Origin of the sequence: Altibacter sp. (assembly GCF_019913785.1) — a bacterium.
Taxonomy (GTDB): Bacteria; Bacteroidota; Bacteroidia; order Flavobacteriales; family Flavobacteriaceae; genus Altibacter.
Genome location: NZ_JAIOHK010000022.1, coordinates 28,453 through 45,871, shown reverse-complemented (window position 1 = coordinate 45,871; position 17,419 = coordinate 28,453). Strand labels below are relative to the sequence as shown.

The window sequence follows — 17,419 nt, the reverse complement described above, 5'->3', positions numbered from 1 at the left end:
TAAATGCTTAGTATAAGTAACACTTAAGTTAGGTTCACCCGTGTTTCACCCGTATTTAAGCCTACCTATAAGTAAGGTAACCTACAGGTTACGGGCAGGGAGAGGTATCGATAGTATAACTGTAATTCAGTATATCAATCTGCAACGATTCCTTCTGTATCCAGCATCGGTATTTTTACCAAGTTGCTTTCAGTAATCGAATGGGCCTCAAATACAAAGGAGCGTTCAAATAGTTTTCCTTCCGCAAAAAAAGTAACCAAATATTCATTGGTAAACCCCAATACCTCGTCGGTAATAAGTTCGACTTTATTGGATGTTTCTGGAGCCATATTTCCCAATCCATGTCGCAGGGTCGATGTCTTTCGATCTTCACTATTCCCCCTGCTTAACACCAAAACGGTTTCGATAGTATCCTTTCTCTGGTTCAAGAGATGCACATTCCAATTTTGAGAAAGAAAGTCTTTATCCCATTCTCTAATGGCTACAATTAAAACCTTGCTTGCAACGTGAAATTCAATATCTTTTTTCATGAATTTGGTAACTGAATTTGTTTCCTTCGGAAGACAAATAGGAAGAAATACTAATCGGCGCTTTTAAATTGATCCAAAAAGCGAATATCGTTTTCGCTAAACATACGAATGTCCGGAATTTGATGCAGCAGTAACGCTATTCGATCGATTCCCATGCCAAAGGCAAAGCCGGAATATTCAGAAGAATCTATTCCGCAGTTCTCCAAAACGTTGGGATCTACCATACCACAGCCCATAATTTCTAACCAACCGGTACCCTTGGTCATTTTATAATCGGTTTCGGTCTCAAGACCCCAGTACACATCAACTTCGGCACTAGGCTCTGTAAACGGAAAGTAAGACGGTCGCAATCTAATTTTTGACTTGCCAAACATTTCAGTAGTAAAATACTGAAGGGTTTGCTTAAGGTCGGCAAAACTCACTCCCTTGTCCACATACAGCCCTTCTACTTGATGAAAAAAGCAATGTGATCGTGCTGAAATAGCTTCGTTTCTATACACACGGCCCGGAGAAATCGTTCTAATAGGCGGTTTATTGTTTTCCATATAACGCACCTGTACCGATGACGTATGTGTGCGCAGTAAAATATCGGGATCTGTTTGAATAAAAAAAGTATCCTGCATATCGCGTGCCGGATGGTATTCAGGCAGGTTCAGAGCCGTAAAATTATGCCAATCGTCCTCAATCTCAGGACCTTCAGAAACATTGAAACCAATACGAGAGAAGATGTCAATGATCTTATTTTTTACAATGGAAATAGGATGTCGAGCTCCTAGCGCAATAGGTGCTCCCGGTCGCGAAAGATCACCATAGCTACCTTTGGATTCTTCCGAAGCCTCCAACTTGGCTTTTAGCGCATTCACCTTATCCTGTGCCGCATTTTTAAGTTGGTTGACCACCTGTCCAAATTCCTTCTTTTGACCGTTCGGGACACTTTTAAATTCGGCAAAAAATTCATTCAGCAGGCCTTTCTTTCCCAAATATTTAATTCGGAATTGTTCTATTTCTTCAGTCTTTGTGGTGGCAAAGGCTTCTACTTCGGCAATGTGTTTTTTTATAGTATCAATCATATTCATCAACTACTTTCGTCGTAAAACTACGTATTTCTATTTAATCGCTTCTCGCTCCAAAAAATATTGAACGATGGCTTCCTTCATCAAAACGCTCTGTTCTCCCGCCTTTAAAGGAGGCAATTGCTCCAGTATCTTATAATGTGGCCAGCCTTGTTCGTCAAAAAATTCAAATTCATAATACCCGAAAGGCTCCAACAGCCTGCAAATTGCAATATGCATTAGGTTGATCTTTTCGTCTTTTTTAAATTTCCGATGCAACTGCCCCAGCTCCTGAACTCCTACCAGATAGATCACGGCATCCAAATCTAGGGCTTCACCATCGGCAAACCTATTGCTAAGAAGCGCAACCACTTCTTCCCATCGCTGTTTTAATTGTTCGTCTCTCGCCATATTGAATGCTTCGGCAAAGATACGGGTCTGCCGAAAAATATTGCTAATGCTTCTCTCTAAATATTTCAGCTAAACTATTTGCGAACCATTAAAACGATCTCATATACATCTGAAAAGTGAAATTTAAAAGTTATAGTATCTTTATGACAAATAGATAGTATGAGTATTGTAGACATTGCATTGGGTTTTGTATTATTAATTGGATTTTACGCCGGCTTTAAAAATGGCCTTTTTGTGGCTTTGGCCTCACTTCTTGGGATTGTAGCAGGGGTCTATGGTGCCCTGTATTTTTCCGATTATGCCGCGGGATATATATCGAACTGGTTCGATTGGAGCCCGCAGACTACACAATTAGCGGCTTTTGCAGCCACCTTTTTGGGCATTCTTTTTCTGGTATCCATGGCGGGTAAATTTTTAACAAAAATGGCCGATTTTGCCATGTTAGGTATCGCTAACAAGATATTGGGAGGTGTGTTTAATGCGCTCACCTACGCCTTTATTATCAGCGTTGTTTTTATGTTTGTAAATGCATCATCCGGCTTGAGTGGTTATGTAATTTCTGAAGAAAAAAAGGCAAACTCAAAACTATATGCGCCAATTGCCTCGATAGCACCCATCATTTTACCACATATACTGAAAGAAGTAGATAGAATTGAAACGAAAAAGGAAGAGGAAGAATTGCCCGAAAAATAATTAAAGCTCCTTTAATTCGGAAGTCGGAAGCCATCCGTCCTTTCCATCGGCCAATTCAATACGGCACCATTGATTGTCCTTTTCCAAGATCTGAACCTTGGTCCCCTCATGCAAAATAAAAGCAACTTCACTCCCCAAGGTAGGCTCACTTTTAACCTCGGTGCTTTCGGCAAAAATAATCGCAGGGCGATCTTTTAAAAAGTCGTTATAGGTTTTAAATGCTAGGGTAAGCGAGAATAGCAACACCACAACACAGCCCATAGCAGCTGCAAATAGAAGTCGTTTTTTTTGTTCTGAAGTTGAAAAATAATACAGCAAGAACAAAGTGACAAATAGGATGGAGAACACAGTAGCTGCCATCGCCCATCCATCAAAAGTTAGGATGCCGGAAATTCGTTTATACCATCGTTTGAAAATAGTCTGTGGAAGGGGTTCAATGGCATCTATTCTGGCGTTCTCTGCGAATGCCAAATTATTCTTGATGTCTCTGTCGTTTGGATCAAGTTGTAAGGCCTTTTCATAATAATAAATACTGGGGCCAATATTGTTTAACTTATAGTGTGCGTTGGCTATATTGAAATATAAGGCTGCGGAGTGCTGCTCACTTTGTAAAATGGACGACCATTTGTCCAAAGCCTGCTGATATTTTTCGGCTTGGTACAGATTTTTTCCCTGCTCAAACAAGGCTTCATTCTGAGCCACTCCCGAAACGGAGATCAGTAATATCCATAAAAAAATTATCCTTTTCATTTTTTCTATTCTGAAAAATTTACTGAAGTTGTTTATCAATAGTAGTAATGGTTTCCACCGCCTTATTATAATCCTGTTGAATGGTTACAGTTGATGCGGGTGTATATCTAGCAAATTCACAACTTTGCAACAAACTCTTAAATTGGTCAATAGTCACCCCTGAAACATTTCGTTCGGCTAAGTACACTGCGATCCTGTCCTTGGACATATCGGAAGTTTCTATATTCAATTTTGCCTTTAAATAATTGTGCAACGCCCGTTCTAAAGCTTCATAAAAGGTTGCTTTGTCCTTCATGTTCTTCTTGGCTTCGACCAAATATTTCTTTGCCAAACGCTCTGCTTTGCGAAGTTTATTTCCTTCAAAATCGGCCATGCGCTTTTTGCGTTTTTTGCCTGCAATGATAAACAAGGGTATCAATAGCATTGGCCCGCCCAGCAATGACCAAAACAGCGTTGACTTAAAAAATGGTTGATGTGTTACCGGTTTTAAGTTTGCGTTTAGTTTTATATACTTGAATTGTTCTTTCGAAAGCACCACGGCTTTTTTAGTACCATTCCCTTCGTGTTCGGTTGTCTGTTCAGCGGTAAGAGGACCGTTTTCAACATTGAGTACTATTTCTTTCGATGAAAGAGTTGTGTATCGTTCTGTCTGTGGGTTGAAATAGGAGAATGAAATAGGACGAATAGGATAGTTCCCTTTAAACTGAGGTATAATCGTATAGCGCTCGCTTATATCGCCATTCATCCCGGATAAACCAGTACGTACATTCTCTTTTCGTTCGGGTTCGTACATTTCTAAGGAATTTGGCAATTTTACACTTGGTAAATTAAACAGTTTAATATTTCCATTCCCCGAAACTTTCACGTTTAACTCCAAGGCTTCCCCTGCGTCAAGCGTGGTTTTATTGGTAGTAACATCAAATTGAAAAGTCCCAACCGCACCGTTGAAATTATCGGGACGCCCTGCTGCGGGTAAGGGTTTCACGTTTATGGTTCTGTTTCCTGCCGAAATGGTCTTATTAACACGGGTCATCAATCTACGGCCAAAGATATCTCTTCGGTTACCCTGCACATCGATGGGCACGTCCAAGGTAAGTGGCTCTATGTCTAATTCGCCTGTTTTTTGAGGATATAATACTGTGGTACGCAAGATCACATATCGATAATCCTGCCCCTGATATTTCCCCTCATAGATCTTAAAATTGCCTTGATTGTCAATATTCTGGCTCCAGAAATCGGCATACTTTGGCGTGTCGATTTCACGCCAACTACTTGTAATGCTTACATCGTGAGATACATATAGTTTGTAAACCACCGTGATGGCTTCGTTCAAGTAGGGATTGACATTGGATATTTCGGCTACTAAATGCACATTTTCACTTGCCACATAATCGGCATTATTCTCATCTTTAGGTCGATCCACCGCAGCCGTAACTTCTACCTGAATGGGCGTTGTTTTATAGATCTGTCCATCTACATCGATGGTGGCCTGACCAATGGTAAATTTTCCGCGAGATTGGGGGGAAAGAAAATATGAATAGGTTTTCGAATAGCTTCGTTTCCCGTTAATGTAGGAATTACTAATGGCTTGATTTGGCCCTCCAACCACTCGAAAGCCTTGGAAATCGGGAGGATTGAAATTGTCCCCGTCCTGGTTCATTTCAAAATCGACACGCAGTCGTTCATTGATCCCCAACCGAGTTTTGCTCAATTTAGCCTCAAACTGGACTTGAGCCTGCATGGTGCCAAGGGCAACAAAAAATAGTATGTATATGAAATGCATCCGTTTCATGTCTACCAATCCTTATTAGATTTTACCTGAGCTCCTTTTTGCTTTTTGGCGTTAATTTTATCTTGTACTTTTTTCTCTTCGTTGTTCATTGCCTCCAACAAGTTCTTTATTTGTTGCGGAGATAATTGTCCGGGAACAGGTTGCTGCTGCTGTTTTTCTTTGTCGCCTTCTTCTTCTTTCTTTTCATCGGGCTTTCCTTTATCCTTCTCCTTATCTCCGTCCTTGTTTTCATCTTTCTGATCGCCCTTGTCCTTATCTTCCTTCTCATCCCCTTTATCTCCTTCTTGCTCGTCGCCCTTATCTTCTTTGTTCTCTTTGTCCTGATCCTTATTTTCCTGGTTTTGATCCTTATTGTCGTCACCACCGCCATTCTTTTGTTCTTCTTCTAACATCTTTTTTGCCAATGCAAAATTATAACGGGTTTCATCGTCGGTGGGATTGTTTCGCAATGCATTTTTATAGGCTTCTACCGCTTCTTTGTATTGCTTGGCATTCATAAATGTATTACCTAAATTGTGGAAGGCCTTGTGCTTTTCAGGCTTATTCACTGCTACGGTAGCTGCTTCTTTAAAACGTCGCATCGCCTCGGCATTCAATGTTTTGTTGTAATACGCATTGCCCAGATTGTATTTTCCGGTTTCATCCACCGGGTTTAAAGCAATCGCCTTTCGGTAATCGGCTTCGGCTGTTGGAAAATTATTTTTCTGTAATTTTTCTGAAGCCTCCGATAGGTATTTCTGCGATTCCTTCAACAACCTGTGCTGTTCCTTATCCTTTTGTGCTATCCCATAGGCAGAACAGACAAAAATAAGGAAGAGGACCGCAATTCGCACTGCTGAAACAAATTCAGAAAATAAGGATGTTCTCATAGTTACCATGTTATTCTTTTCGCTCATTGAACAGATTTAATTTTTTCAACCAGGCCGTTTTTCGTTCCAACAGCAATACATCAAAAACCAGCAAAAACAATGCCCCGGCTAAAAACCATTGAAACTGATCTTTAAAATCGGTGAATTGCTTGGCTTCGAATTCTTTTTTCTCCATTCCGTTTAAAATAGCCGTAACGGTTTCAACCACCTCTTTTGTATTCGCACCATCAATATATTCGCCATCCGCTTCTGCCGCAATTTCCTGAAGGGTTGCTTCTCCCAAACGGGTAATTACCTGTTGGTTATTTTCATCCCGTTTATAATACTGAAGTGTTCCATCTTGCTTAATAGGAATTGGACCGCCCTCAATTGTTCCTACACCAATGGTAAAAATGCGAATTCCTTGGCTAGCAGCTTCTTCGGTAATTTCCCTTACATTTCCCTCGTGATCTTCCCCGTCGCTAATTATAAACAACACTCTGTTTGTCTGCTCCTCGTCATTATAAAAGGTCTGTGCCAATTGGATGGCCTCGTTGATGGCTGTACCTTGTGACGAGACCATATCTGTATTCATTCCGGTAAGGAATAATTTGGCCGAAGAAAAATCGGTCGTAATTGGCACCTGCGGAAATGCACTTCCGGCATAACCAATAATTCCGATTCGGTCCCCTGCCAGACTATTTATTATTTGTGTGATCAGCTGCTTCGATTTCTCCAGACGGTTGGGTGCAATGTCTTCGGCCAACATACTTTTTGAAACATCCAAGGCAAAGACCACATCTACCCCTTCACGCTTTACGGTTTCCAGTTTGGTACCAATCTTTGGGTTTACTAAGGCAAAGCTCAGGCAGGCCAATGCCAAACAGACTACCAAAACCTTTAGGACAGGTTTGAAGGTTGATTTGTTCGGACTTAATTTTTTTAACAGAGGCGCATCGGCAAAACGTTTTTGCGTCCTCCTTTTCCAAACAGTTACCAGTAAGAAAAGCAGCACTACCACCGGTATGGCGGCTAGCAGATAAAAATATATGGATGCCTCTAATTGATACAAATTCCTATTTTTTTATTAAACAAAACTCCTAAACAATGTATATCTAACCAATAATTCTATACTCAATAGGGCGAACGCCAGTAATGCCAATGGACGAAATTTTTCATCGTAATTACGGTACTTAAATTCCTCCACATCGGTCTTTTCCAATTTATTAATCTCGTCGTAAATTTCGACCAATTTTGAAGTACTGGTTGCTCTAAAATATTGCCCTCCCGTGGTTTTGGCAATTTCCTTCAACAGGGTCTCGTCGATCTCCACCTGTACACTTCCGTACTGAAAGCTTCCATCGGGTCGAATACCTATTGGACTCTGCGCCATTCCGTTGGTTCCAAGACCAATTGTGTACACTTTAATTCCAAACTCCACGGCCAATTCGCTTGCAATTTTAGGGTCAATAAAACCACTGTTATTCACCCCGTCTGTTAACAGGATAATCACCTTACTCTTTGCTCGGCTATCCTTTAAGCGGTTCACCGAGGTGGCCAATCCCATTCCAATCGCAGTCCCTCCTTCAATGGTCGTATTGTATTTTATGCTATTTAAGGACGACAAAACGATGCTTTTGTCACTGGTCAAGGGTGTTTTTGTATAACTTTCGCCTGCGTATTCTACCAGTCCAATACGATCATTGGGACGATCGTTTATAAATCGGGCAGCCACCGTTTTTAAGGCTTCCAACCGGTTGGGGCGCAAGTCCCGTGCCAGCATACTTGCCGAAACGTCAATCGCCATCACAATATCAATTCCCTTGGTGGTTTTAATTCGGGTAGATTCGTCTACAGTTCGTGGTCGTGCCATTGCAACAATAATTGCAGAGAGGGCTAGCAACCTAAATACAAATAGTATTGGGCGTAGTTTTGTCAACCAATTTTTACTGGTCTTAAAGCCTTTGGTACTGGATATTTTTAAGTTTGCAGTTTGTTTATTTCGCTTCCATACATACCATAGCAGTAAGACCGGAAGTATTACGAACAACCAGAAAAACTGTGGATTTACAAATTCAAAATTCTCAAACATCATTTCTTACTTTCTGAAACTTCTATTTCAACCGAATTGACAACACGTTCTTTCACTTGGGCGGCATAGCTGTCCTCTTTTTTATAATAGATCGCAACTACTTGAAGCGAGTGGCCCTTTCGAAACAGCAATAATTCATATTCCATTTTTTTACTTTTCCCGGTATTCCCGGTTGCCGAAAAATCGAACTCACCGTATAATTTCTCCCCATCCACACCTTCTTCGGTAGAAAAGGTTTCTTTTTTCACAATCATATTGGATGCCCCTTGTTGCTCTAGCATCGACAAAATCCCTTCAGAAATAACATCAAAATTCAATTCGACTCCCTCTGTATAGGTCGCTACATTTACCACTATAAAAAACGAATCTGTCAGACTTCCATATTGAAATAGTTCGTTGGAAATCGTTATTTGTTGTCCCTCCTCCGGTACATTCATGGGTGTGCGAACCAATACTTTAGGGGTTTCAATCAGCACGGCAGGTACTCCGTACTCGCTTCGCACCCATCTTCCTTCCAACAACTCTTTGGTTGGATGCCCAATAACGGTATCTTTAACGTACGACCAGCCGTAGGTCGCCGTTAAAATCCCACCAACCACCAGCAAGGCAAACACGCCCGAAATGGCCCCCATTGCAATGCGCCTATTGCGTTTCCTTATTTTCTGAGCTCGCAGGTATTCCAGATTCTGGAGTAATTCTTCTTCCGAAGGTTCCGGGATTACCTCATGTGTTTCGGTAATAATTTCTTCAATGGTATTTCGGTCGGCTTCTGCCTGTCCGGCCTCTTGTTGCATTTTCGCAAATTTCACCAAATCGGCACGTTTTAGTATCTGGTCCAAGTGGCGAATCGTCTCCATATCAAAATCGAAATGCCCTGCGTCTTTATGCAGCTGAAGTCGAGCGATTAATTCGTCACTGGTACTTTCTAAGGCAGCGTCATCCACCTCACGATCCAAATAGCGCTTTACAATTTCGGTAAGATGCGAATAGTATTCTTTCGATTTGTTTTGCTTCAGAAGGTCCGAGCTGTCCAATTTCTTTAAGGCAACAATGGCTTCTTCGAAGGGCGGTAATTGCTTTTCTTCGGCTTCCTTTCTTTTTTTTCTTCGGAATAACAAATAGACCAAAGCTCCCAGTATAAGTAGTATAGGAAGTACCCAATACAACAGTTTCAGCAAATCAAAAGGCGGATCCTTTACTTCGATAGCGGGTTTTATCTCGAACATTTTCTGCGTGGTAGTATCAACGACAACATCCTTCACTTCTATGATAGTAGAATCTGTTAGATGTGCTTTTTCGTTAATCATCACCCGTTGTTGCGGAAGGGAATATCGGCCCGAATCGAATTGTGTCAATCCGTATTTTTTTATGAGTCGGTAGGTAGCCTGCTCATAGGTAGTATCGACCTTATACGACTCGATTACTTCTAAAGGAAGAAACGTTTGTCCTTCCGGAAAGACGATTAGATCTGTTGTATCTGCCAGTACTTCAATCGTATACCTTAGCTCTTCTCCTATTCTAATTTGAGTAGTATCAATAGAAGATGTGACCTGTGCAAAAGTTAATGTGGTAAGCATAAGACCACAGATCATGGTAAGATATCGCCCAATCGAATAAACCGAATTAAAAACCTTATGTTGTTTAAATCTTTCCATCAACTGCTATCTCTTTTTAAAATAGCCTAATAATTTCTGTACGTAACTCTCGTCAACGCGACAACTCAAAGTGCCGGCGCCACTCTTCAAAAAGGATTCTTCGAAATAGTCGACTCGCTCACGGTAATAGGCATAATAACTATTTCGAACTCCTTTTGAAGCGGTATTTACCAAGAGCAATTCGCCGGTTTCTTTATCTTCCATTTCGACCATCCCGAGGTTCGGGATAGTTTCCTCATGCTTGTCGTAAACACGTATACCGGTAACATCGTGTTTTCCTGCAACTATCTTCAAGGTGTCTTTGTAGCTATCTGTGATAAAGTCGGAAAGCACAAAAACGATGGCCTTCTTCTTCATAACGTTGGTCAGATATTTCAACGCCTGTGCGATGTCTGTCTTTTTACTTTTCGGCTGGTGTTCAATCAATTCGCGAATAATTCGGAGCACATGTGATTTTCCTTTTTTGGGAGGAATAAAAAGCTCTATTTCATCGGAGAAAAGTATGAGTCCGATCTTATCGTTATTCTGCATGGCTGAAAAAGCCAAGGTGGCAGCAATTTCGGTTACAATTTCATTCTTAAACTGCGTATCGGTACCAAAGAACTCGGATCCACTAATGTCTACCATGAGCATCATTGTTAGCTCGCGTTCTTCTTCGAAGACCTTGATAAAGGGTTCATTGTATCGAGCGGTCACGTTCCAATCGATATTTCGCACATCGTCCCCGAATTGGTATTGACGCACTTCGCTGAATGTCATCCCGCGTCCCTTAAATGTACTGTGATATTCGCCACCAAAGACATGGTCGCTCAAGCGCCGTGTTTTGATTTCGATCTTTCGTACTTTTTTAAGAAGTTCTTTTGTATCCACTTGGTTCTTTGTTAAATGCTTCAGATTATTGGTTGGTTACCACTAAACTATGAACGTGCAACTTTAAACGGCTATGGTACTTCTATTTCGTTAACGATCTTGTTGATGATATCTTCAGAAGTAATGTTTTCGGCTTCTGCCTCGTACGAAATACCTATACGATGACGCAATACATCATGGACTACGGCACGAACGTCTTCTGGAATTACATAGCCTCGACGCTTAATGAACGCGTAGCATTTTGAAGCGATGGCAAGATTGATACTTCCCCTTGGAGATGCCCCAAAACTGATGAGTGGTTTTAGATCGGCCAAACGATAATTTTCGGGAGTACGGGTTGCGAAAACGATATCGAGTATGTATTTCTCTATCTTTTCATCCATATACACCTCTCGAACTGCCGCCTGAGCTCTTTTAATCTGATCTAAAGTCACAACTGGATTAATCTGCTCGTACCCCTCTTTTAGGTTTTGACGAATGATAAGTTGTTCCTCAGCAATTTGAGGATATTTGATTACTGTTTTTAGCATAAACCGGTCTACCTGTGCTTCGGGCAAGGGATAGGTTCCTTCTTGTTCGATAGGGTTTTGCGTGGCCATTACCAGAAATGGGCGATCCAATATAAAGGTAGTATCGCCAATGGTGACTTGTTTTTCCTGCATCGCCTCCAGCAGTGCCGATTGCACCTTGGCAGGAGCCCGGTTGATCTCATCGGCAAGTACAAAATTGGCAAAAATGGGTCCTTTTTTTATACTAAAATCATTCGATTTCATATTGTAGATCATGGTTCCTACCACATCGGCCGGAAGCAAATCGGGCGTAAATTGAATTCGACTAAAACTTCCGTGAACAGCCTTAGACAGGCTATTGATCGCCAAGGTCTTTGCCAACCCGGGCACCCCTTCTAGTAAAATATGTCCTTGTCCCAAAAGTCCAATGAGTAGTCGTTCGACCATGTGTTTTTGCCCAATAATAACTTTATTGATTTCTAATGATAGGATATCAACAAAGGCACTTTCCTTTTCAATTTTTTCATTCAATGCGCCAATATCCAAGGCGGTTTTAACTTCTTCCATAGTAATATTATTTTCGAATAAGGGTATCTGTATTAAGGACACGCAAATTGGAGATTTCTACTGGAAATCCCTGTTAACAATTGGTTAAAAATTATACTAAAATAAGGGTGTTTTAGCTGTTGTAATGCCACCCGTTTTCCTATTTTTAAAGAGGATCAAATTTATTAAGTTTCTGAAAAAAATCAAAAAATGAGTCAAAAAATTGCATTGATTACAGGAGCCACTTCCGGAATTGGAAAAGCAACGGCTTCTCTCTTTGCCAAACACGGCATCAAACTTATTTTGTGTGGCAGAAGGAAAGAACGATTGAACGCTATCGCTTCGGAGCTTCAAAAACAAACTGAAGTACATACGTTAAGTTTTGATGTGCGCGATAAGGCTTCGGTTATTGGTTCTCTTCAAAGCATTCCTGCGAGCTTTTCAGAAATAGATATTTTAATTAACAATGCCGGAAATGCGCATGGTTTGGATCCAATTCAAGAGGGAAATATAGAGGACTGGGAAGCCATGCTCGACATCAATGTAAAAGGTTTGCTCTATGTTAGTAAGGCGATTATCCCCGGAATGATTCACAGAAAAAGGGGTCATATTATCAATATTGGATCGACAGCGGGCAAGGAAGTGTATCCCAAAGGAAATGTCTATTGCGCCAGTAAATACGCGGTCGATGCGCTAAACCAAGGCATGCGAATTGACCTCAACGGAAAAGGGATTAAGGTTGGTGCTATAAATCCCGGTTTGGTGGAAACCGAATTCAGCAAGGTGCGCTTTAAAGGAGATTCAAATCGTGCCGAAACCGTGTATCAAGGATATATCCCCTTACAACCTGAAGACATAGCCGATATTATTTGGTTTGCCGTAACGCGCCCTCCCCACGTAAATATAACCGATCTCACCGTGATGTGTCTGGACCAAGCTTCGTCGACTATCGTTAATAAAAACTATGACAACATTTGATATTAATTTTTTAGACCATGTCGCTATAAGAGTCAAGAATCTGGAAGCCTCAGTCGATTGGTATGAACAGGTGCTCGGACTTAAAAAGTATCAGCTACCCGAGTGGGGTGAATTTCCCATTTTTATGTTATCTAATAAGACAGGGGTGGCGATATTTCCTGCAAATGCTATGGATCCGAAAATAAACTCAGCTTCAAGGAATGTAAAAATTGATCATTTTGCGTTTAATTTGACTTCAGAGAATTTTCGAAAGGCAAAGAAACGATTTGAAGAACTAGGTGTACCTTATGAATTTCAAGATCATTTTTATTTTCATTCAATCTACCTAAAAGATCTCGATGGACATACTGTGGAACTCACTGCGCTCGTTGTAGATGAAGCGTCCTTTTACAAATAATTGATACTCCATGATTAACAAACGCCTTTTGATTAAAAACCTGCTTGCTCACAATGATGAGAGCAGTTTCTATGACAAAAAGCGGATGATCGATCTCAGCAACAAGGAGGGAAAGGCCAAATTCTTAAAACATGTATGTGCGTTAAGCAATAGCAATCCTAACAATAATTCGTATATCGTGATTGGTGTGGAGGATGAAACCAACGAGATTCGCGGAGTCGATTTTTTTGACGATAGTAAGATTCAGAATCTAGCAAATGCTTATCTAACTCATGCCCCATTGATTGTCTACGAAAATGTGGCGTTCCCGCATTTACCCGAAGACAAGGTGGTAGGTTTAGTGACCATCCGACCCAATGGAAAAATAACATCGCTGCGAAAGAATATCTGGAAATACTGGGGCGGTTCCATTTTTTTACGCGATGGCAGCATCTCAATGCCGAAGGATTTCGACATCGTGATCGAAGATGTGAACTCGGAGATCGTTCAATCCATTGAAACCAACGCCAAAAATAATATTGAACTCACCCTAGACGGCGTCATCGATTTTATCAATCACCGCCACAGGGATTTGGAATCCAACTACAAGGTTTTTAAAGAATTGTTTGTGGTGTGTTGGGCGGGAAACACCAAACAGGTTAAGGGAGAAACCTACTTTTCGCGAGTGGATATTGAACTCATTAACGAACAGGTGCGTTTGTTTTATTCGGCCCTAGATGAGGTGAGCATTATGTATACTGAAGATGAATTCAAGATCACCGAATATGTGCACTTAGGCCTTAATAAGCAGTACAAATATTATCCTTTGGAGGAAGTGGTAATCACCTTCGGAGAAAATGGTTCGCATCATATTGAGTCGAAATTAATTTTTCAACCCCCTCGTTTCAACAAAAAGACCCTGCACCATATTTACAATGCCAATAACAGTCTGATTGAAAAATTAAAAAAGAATGTGCCTTTAACGGCTTCCGAAGAAAAAGACTTGATAAGCCTGCCGGCGACTTATCTTATTTGTTATCTGAACGACTTCGATGATGCCATGGAAAAATTGTACGAAGCCAAGGCGCTTTTGAAACAAACGAACGGAAATGTATACCAATCGTTTAAGGAATCGGTACGAATCCTTCGGAAAGTGAAATACAATTGATTTATTTTCTCATTATTTTATACCTTTAAACTTCAACAATTTTAATAACAAAACCCATGGGCATTTTCGACAAAATCAAAGAAAAACTAAGTCACGAATTTATAGACATCATCGAATGGCTGGACTATACAGACGATACCATCTGTCATCGGTTCGAGCGCTATCAAAATGAAATAAAGAATAACGCCAAACTCATTGTCCGCGAAGGACAGACGGCTGTGTTTATTAATGAAGGGCAGTTGGCCGATGTTTTTAAACCGGGCACTTACACCTTAAACACTCAAAACATGCCCATACTTACCACCTTAAAAGGTTGGAAATACGGATTTGACAGTCCGTTTAAGGCCGAGGTCTATTTTGTGAATACGCATCTATTCACCGATGAGAAATGGGGCACCAAGAACCCAATCACGCTTAGCGACGATCGTTTTGGATTGGTGGAAATTCGTGCATTTGGAACCTATGCCTTTAAAATTAGCGATCCCGGAAAGTTCCTAATAGACATTGTGGGGACCGATAATAATTTTACCAATTTCGAGATCAACGAACATTTAAAGAGTTTGATCGCAACGCGCTTTACCGATACGGTAGGACAGGCCAATCTGCCTATTGAATTATACGCGGCCAACACTACGGAGTTATCTGAAACTTGTAAAGACGTTATGCAGCCGGAATTTGGCAGCGTAGGGATTTCATTAGAAAAATTCTATATCGAAAACGTCTCCATGCCCGAAGACCTCAAAAAGGAGATCTTCGAATACAGTCGTATTGACAAATTGGATTTAGACAAATTGACCAAATTCAAAACGGCCAAGGCGATTGAAGCTGCCGCTTTGAATGAAGGCGGTACGGCAGGCGCCGGAATGGGTATGGGAATGGGCTTCGTGCTTGCCCAACAGATGGGAGGCATGATGAATCCACAAATGGGCGGACAACAACAGGTACCTATGCAACAGCAGGGAGGCGCTATGCCACCGCCAATGCCAGCGGCCGTTCAATATTTCTATTCTAGTAACGGACAACAGGCAGGACCCGTGAGTTTTGATCAACTTCGTGCCTTATTTGCTAGCAGGACTGTTAATAAGGATACACTTGTTTGGAAACAGGGAATGCAAAATTGGACTGCTATTAGTGAAGTAGAAGAATTGAAAGTCTTCTTGGGTGGGAATACACCTCCACCGCTTCCGGGGCAATAATCCATTATTATTATTTCGAAGCGATTTTATATCGCTTAAAGACTATTATTTTACCTTCTTTAGATTATCGTGGAAGAAACTGCCTCGCAAAAATCGGAACTAAAAAAATCCTGCGTCAACTGTGGGGCAGAATTGCTATATGCCCCCGGTACCACAGAGCTCAAATGTGAGTATTGCAGTTATACACAGTCCATTACCCCTTCCGTAAATGGTTTTGAAGAGTTAGAGCTAAAACCCTATCTCGAAGAATTGGGAAGTCGTTCCCACAGTGAAGAAATTACCATGCTTCACTGTAAAAATTGCGGGGCGCATCAGCATGTGGAAGAAAATTACAAGTCCTTACACTGTGTTTATTGTGGGATGCCATTAATTGTTGAGGATATGTACAAGGAAGATTGGATTCTTCCGGGGGCTGTATTGCCGTTTCAGTTAGATCAAAAAAAGGCACACCAACTTTTTAAGAAATGGGTGTCCGGTTTATGGTTCGCTCCTAATAACTTAAAAAAAGCCGCGATTGATCCGCAAAACACAAAAGGGCTATATGCTCCATTTTGGACCTTCGATGCAAAGCTGTATGCCAATTATACCGGTCAACGGGGTGATTATTATTATGTAACAGTTCCTTATACAACTACCGTCAATGGAAAATCGGTTACTCGAACTCGGCAAGAGCGTAGGACCCGTTGGACCTTTGCATCGGGGAGTATCAGTGGCTTTGTGGACGATACGCTCATTAAGGCATCGCATCAAAAAGCGGGTATTATTCCTCCAAAAGTGGCCAAATGGAATCTGAAAGAGCTCAAACCTTTTGACAGTAGTTTTCTTTCCGGATTTGTCACCGAAAAATATACGATTCCTTTAAAGGACGGATACCTATCCTCAAACGAGGAGGCCCGAAAAATTGCAGATCGCTGGGTACGACAAGATATAGGCGGTGACACCCAGCGGGTTACGTCCATCGATATGAAATTAACCGACGAAACCTTTAAACACATATTGCTTCCGGTCTATATAAGCGCTTACCGCTTTAAGGGAAAACGTTATAATTTCTTCGTGAATGGGCAAAATGGCACCCTCTCTGGGGAGCGTCCTTATTCCTTCTGGAAGATCTTTTTCTTGGTATTGGCCATTGTTATCGTTTTGGGCATCATTATCTTAGTTACACAATTATGAGGACATTAGTCGTAGGTGATATACATGGAGGGCTACGTGCCTTACTACAGGTATTGGATCGTGCTGATATTTCTTCGGAAGATCAGTTTATTTTTATTGGCGATTATGTGGATGGTTGGAGTGAGGCTGCTGAAACAGTTTCATTTTTAATAGCTTTTTCTGAAACCTACAACTGTGTCTTTCTGCGAGGAAATCACGAAGAGTTGTTATATAATTTTCTGAAGGGTGAGCAACACAATCCTATGTGGTTGGCACATGGGGGAGAAGCCAGTAAATTTAGCTATTCCAAACTTTCCGAAGCAGCGCTGCAAGACCATATGCATTTTTTCGAACAACTCAGTAATTATCATATAGATACCGAAAACAGATTGTTTTTACATGCCGGTTTTACCAATATGCACGGGCCGCAACACGAGTATTTTAAAAATATGGTGTATTGGGACCGTACCCTGTGGGAAATGGTATGCTCTATGGATCATTCCATTTCAGAAAAAGATAAAAACTATCCCAAACGCCTGAGCCTTTTCAAAGAAATATACATTGGCCATACGCCCGTTACACGCATTGGGGAAACCACGCCTGTGAATTATGCCAATGTATGGAACATAGACACCGGGGCCGCATTCAAAGGACCACTTACGATACTGGATGTGGATACCAAGGAATTTTGGCAAAGTGATCCTGTTTGGACCTTATATCCTGAAGAAAAAGGGCGGAATTAACAATCGTTTTAAGTACAAAAAAAACCGCTTCTTTCGAAGCGGTTTCAATGCTACTTTA

18 protein-coding genes are annotated in these 17,419 nt (G+C 41.2%); 7 read left to right on the top strand and 11 right to left on the bottom strand.

The window, feature by feature from the left end; translation table 11 throughout:
- Positions 1 to 134: 134 nt before the first annotated feature.
- The 3 genes from K8F54_RS03075 to K8F54_RS03065 are packed head-to-tail and all read right to left on the bottom strand — an operon-like array spanning position 135 to position 1,993.
- Positions 135 to 530 (bottom strand): hypothetical protein, encoded by a 396-nt coding sequence (locus K8F54_RS03075; RefSeq protein ID WP_290786838.1) that lies wholly within the window; start codon positions 528 to 530, stop codon positions 135 to 137.
- Between the two features lie 50 nt (positions 531 to 580).
- Positions 581 to 1,600: a phenylalanine--tRNA ligase subunit alpha gene (gene pheS / locus K8F54_RS03070; RefSeq protein WP_290786836.1), complete on the bottom strand. Its 1,020-nt coding sequence runs from the start codon at positions 1,598 to 1,600 to the stop codon at positions 581 to 583.
- A 36-nt stretch (positions 1,601 to 1,636) separates the two neighbouring features.
- Complete coding sequence (locus K8F54_RS03065) at positions 1,637 to 1,993, bottom strand: hypothetical protein (RefSeq protein WP_290786804.1); 357 nt, start codon at positions 1,991 to 1,993, stop codon at positions 1,637 to 1,639.
- Positions 1,994 to 2,152: 159 nt separating this feature from the next.
- On the opposite strand from K8F54_RS03065, the gene K8F54_RS03060 reads away from it, so the two are divergent.
- Complete coding sequence (locus K8F54_RS03060) at positions 2,153 to 2,686, top strand: CvpA family protein (RefSeq protein ID WP_290786801.1); 534 nt, start codon at positions 2,153 to 2,155, stop codon at positions 2,684 to 2,686.
- On the opposite strand, the gene K8F54_RS03055 is transcribed toward K8F54_RS03060, so the two are convergent.
- From K8F54_RS03055 to K8F54_RS03020, 8 genes are all read right to left on the bottom strand, one after another.
- Entirely contained in the window at positions 2,687 to 3,436 is a 750-nt protein-coding gene (locus K8F54_RS03055; protein WP_290786798.1) for a tetratricopeptide repeat protein, read from the bottom strand.
- A gap of 19 nt (positions 3,437 to 3,455) precedes the next feature.
- Positions 3,456 to 5,228, bottom strand: coding sequence for a BatD family protein (locus tag K8F54_RS03050; RefSeq protein ID WP_290786795.1), 1,773 nt, complete (start codon positions 5,226 to 5,228; stop codon positions 3,456 to 3,458).
- A gap of 2 nt (positions 5,229 to 5,230) precedes the next feature.
- Positions 5,231 to 6,097, bottom strand: a complete 867-nt coding sequence (locus K8F54_RS03045; RefSeq protein WP_363299153.1) for a tetratricopeptide repeat protein — start codon at positions 6,095 to 6,097, stop codon at positions 5,231 to 5,233.
- 10 nt (positions 6,098 to 6,107) lie between these two features.
- Positions 6,108 to 7,148, bottom strand: a complete 1,041-nt coding sequence (locus K8F54_RS03040) for a VWA domain-containing protein (protein WP_290786792.1) — start codon at positions 7,146 to 7,148, stop codon at positions 6,108 to 6,110.
- 15 nt (positions 7,149 to 7,163) lie between these two features.
- The gene (locus K8F54_RS03035) at positions 7,164 to 8,168 is read right to left on the bottom strand and encodes a VWA domain-containing protein (RefSeq protein WP_290786840.1); all 1,005 of its coding nucleotides are present in this window, start codon (positions 8,166 to 8,168) and stop codon (positions 7,164 to 7,166) included.
- Entirely contained in the window at positions 8,168 to 9,823 is a 1,656-nt protein-coding gene (locus K8F54_RS03030) for a DUF4381 domain-containing protein (protein WP_290786789.1), read from the bottom strand. Before K8F54_RS03030 ends, K8F54_RS03035 begins: the two co-directional genes overlap by 1 nt.
- Positions 9,824 to 9,829: 6 nt before the next feature.
- On the bottom strand, positions 9,830 to 10,693 hold the full coding sequence (locus K8F54_RS03025) for a DUF58 domain-containing protein (protein WP_290786786.1): 864 nt from the start codon (positions 10,691 to 10,693) through the stop codon (positions 9,830 to 9,832).
- 71 nt (positions 10,694 to 10,764) lie between these two features.
- Positions 10,765 to 11,769, bottom strand: a complete 1,005-nt coding sequence (locus K8F54_RS03020) for a MoxR family ATPase (RefSeq protein ID WP_290786783.1) — start codon at positions 11,767 to 11,769, stop codon at positions 10,765 to 10,767.
- A 189-nt stretch (positions 11,770 to 11,958) separates the two neighbouring features.
- Between K8F54_RS03020 and K8F54_RS03015 the strand changes: the two genes are divergently transcribed.
- From K8F54_RS03015 to K8F54_RS02990, 6 genes are all read left to right on the top strand, one after another.
- Positions 11,959 to 12,726 carry an SDR family NAD(P)-dependent oxidoreductase gene (locus tag K8F54_RS03015; RefSeq protein WP_290786780.1) on the top strand — a complete coding sequence of 256 codons (768 nt, stop codon included), beginning with the start codon at positions 11,959 to 11,961 and terminating at the stop codon, positions 12,724 to 12,726.
- Complete coding sequence (locus tag K8F54_RS03010) at positions 12,713 to 13,123, top strand: VOC family protein (protein WP_290786777.1); 411 nt, start codon at positions 12,713 to 12,715, stop codon at positions 13,121 to 13,123. Before K8F54_RS03015 ends, K8F54_RS03010 begins: the two co-directional genes overlap by 14 nt.
- A 10-nt stretch (positions 13,124 to 13,133) precedes the next feature.
- Positions 13,134 to 14,270, top strand: coding sequence for a DUF5929 domain-containing protein (locus tag K8F54_RS03005; RefSeq protein WP_290786775.1), 1,137 nt, complete (start codon positions 13,134 to 13,136; stop codon positions 14,268 to 14,270).
- A gap of 56 nt (positions 14,271 to 14,326) precedes the next feature.
- Entirely contained in the window at positions 14,327 to 15,466 is a 1,140-nt protein-coding gene (locus K8F54_RS03000) for an SPFH domain-containing protein (protein ID WP_290786772.1), read from the top strand.
- A gap of 69 nt (positions 15,467 to 15,535) precedes the next feature.
- Positions 15,536 to 16,639: a DNA helicase PriA gene (locus K8F54_RS02995; RefSeq protein ID WP_290786769.1), complete on the top strand. Its 1,104-nt coding sequence runs from the start codon at positions 15,536 to 15,538 to the stop codon at positions 16,637 to 16,639.
- Complete coding sequence (locus tag K8F54_RS02990; RefSeq protein WP_290786766.1) at positions 16,636 to 17,361, top strand: metallophosphoesterase family protein; 726 nt, start codon at positions 16,636 to 16,638, stop codon at positions 17,359 to 17,361. The genes K8F54_RS02995 and K8F54_RS02990 overlap by 4 nt, the downstream gene beginning before the upstream one ends.
- Positions 17,362 to 17,419 lie beyond the last annotated feature (58 nt).

What these genes read in the sequence shown, in the direction of transcription:
- K8F54_RS03075 (WP_290786838.1), bottom strand. Translation starts at nt 530, where the DNA reads ATGAAAAAAGATATTGAATTTCACGTTGCAAGCAAGGTTTTAATTGTA.
- pheS (WP_290786836.1), bottom strand. Translation starts at nt 1,600, where the DNA reads ATGATTGATACTATAAAAAAACACATTGCCGAAGTAGAAGCCTTTGCC.
- K8F54_RS03065 (WP_290786804.1), bottom strand. Translation starts at nt 1,993, where the DNA reads ATGGCGAGAGACGAACAATTAAAACAGCGATGGGAAGAAGTGGTTGCG.
- K8F54_RS03060 (WP_290786801.1), top strand. Translation starts at nt 2,153, where the DNA reads ATGAGTATTGTAGACATTGCATTGGGTTTTGTATTATTAATTGGATTT.
- K8F54_RS03055 (WP_290786798.1), bottom strand. Translation starts at nt 3,436, where the DNA reads ATGAAAAGGATAATTTTTTTATGGATATTACTGATCTCCGTTTCGGGA.
- K8F54_RS03050 (WP_290786795.1), bottom strand. Translation starts at nt 5,228, where the DNA reads ATGAAACGGATGCATTTCATATACATACTATTTTTTGTTGCCCTTGGC.
- K8F54_RS03045 (WP_363299153.1), bottom strand. Translation starts at nt 6,097, where the DNA reads ATGAGAACATCCTTATTTTCTGAATTTGTTTCAGCAGTGCGAATTGCG.
- K8F54_RS03035 (WP_290786840.1), bottom strand. Translation starts at nt 8,168, where the DNA reads ATGTTTGAGAATTTTGAATTTGTAAATCCACAGTTTTTCTGGTTGTTC.
- K8F54_RS03030 (WP_290786789.1), bottom strand. Translation starts at nt 9,823, where the DNA reads ATGGAAAGATTTAAACAACATAAGGTTTTTAATTCGGTTTATTCGATT.
- K8F54_RS03020 (WP_290786783.1), bottom strand. Translation starts at nt 11,769, where the DNA reads ATGGAAGAAGTTAAAACCGCCTTGGATATTGGCGCATTGAATGAAAAA.
- K8F54_RS03015 (WP_290786780.1), top strand. Translation starts at nt 11,959, where the DNA reads ATGAGTCAAAAAATTGCATTGATTACAGGAGCCACTTCCGGAATTGGA.
- K8F54_RS03010 (WP_290786777.1), top strand. Translation starts at nt 12,713, where the DNA reads ATGACAACATTTGATATTAATTTTTTAGACCATGTCGCTATAAGAGTC.
- K8F54_RS03005 (WP_290786775.1), top strand. Translation starts at nt 13,134, where the DNA reads ATGATTAACAAACGCCTTTTGATTAAAAACCTGCTTGCTCACAATGAT.
- K8F54_RS03000 (WP_290786772.1), top strand. Translation starts at nt 14,327, where the DNA reads ATGGGCATTTTCGACAAAATCAAAGAAAAACTAAGTCACGAATTTATA.
- K8F54_RS02990 (WP_290786766.1), top strand. Translation starts at nt 16,636, where the DNA reads ATGAGGACATTAGTCGTAGGTGATATACATGGAGGGCTACGTGCCTTA.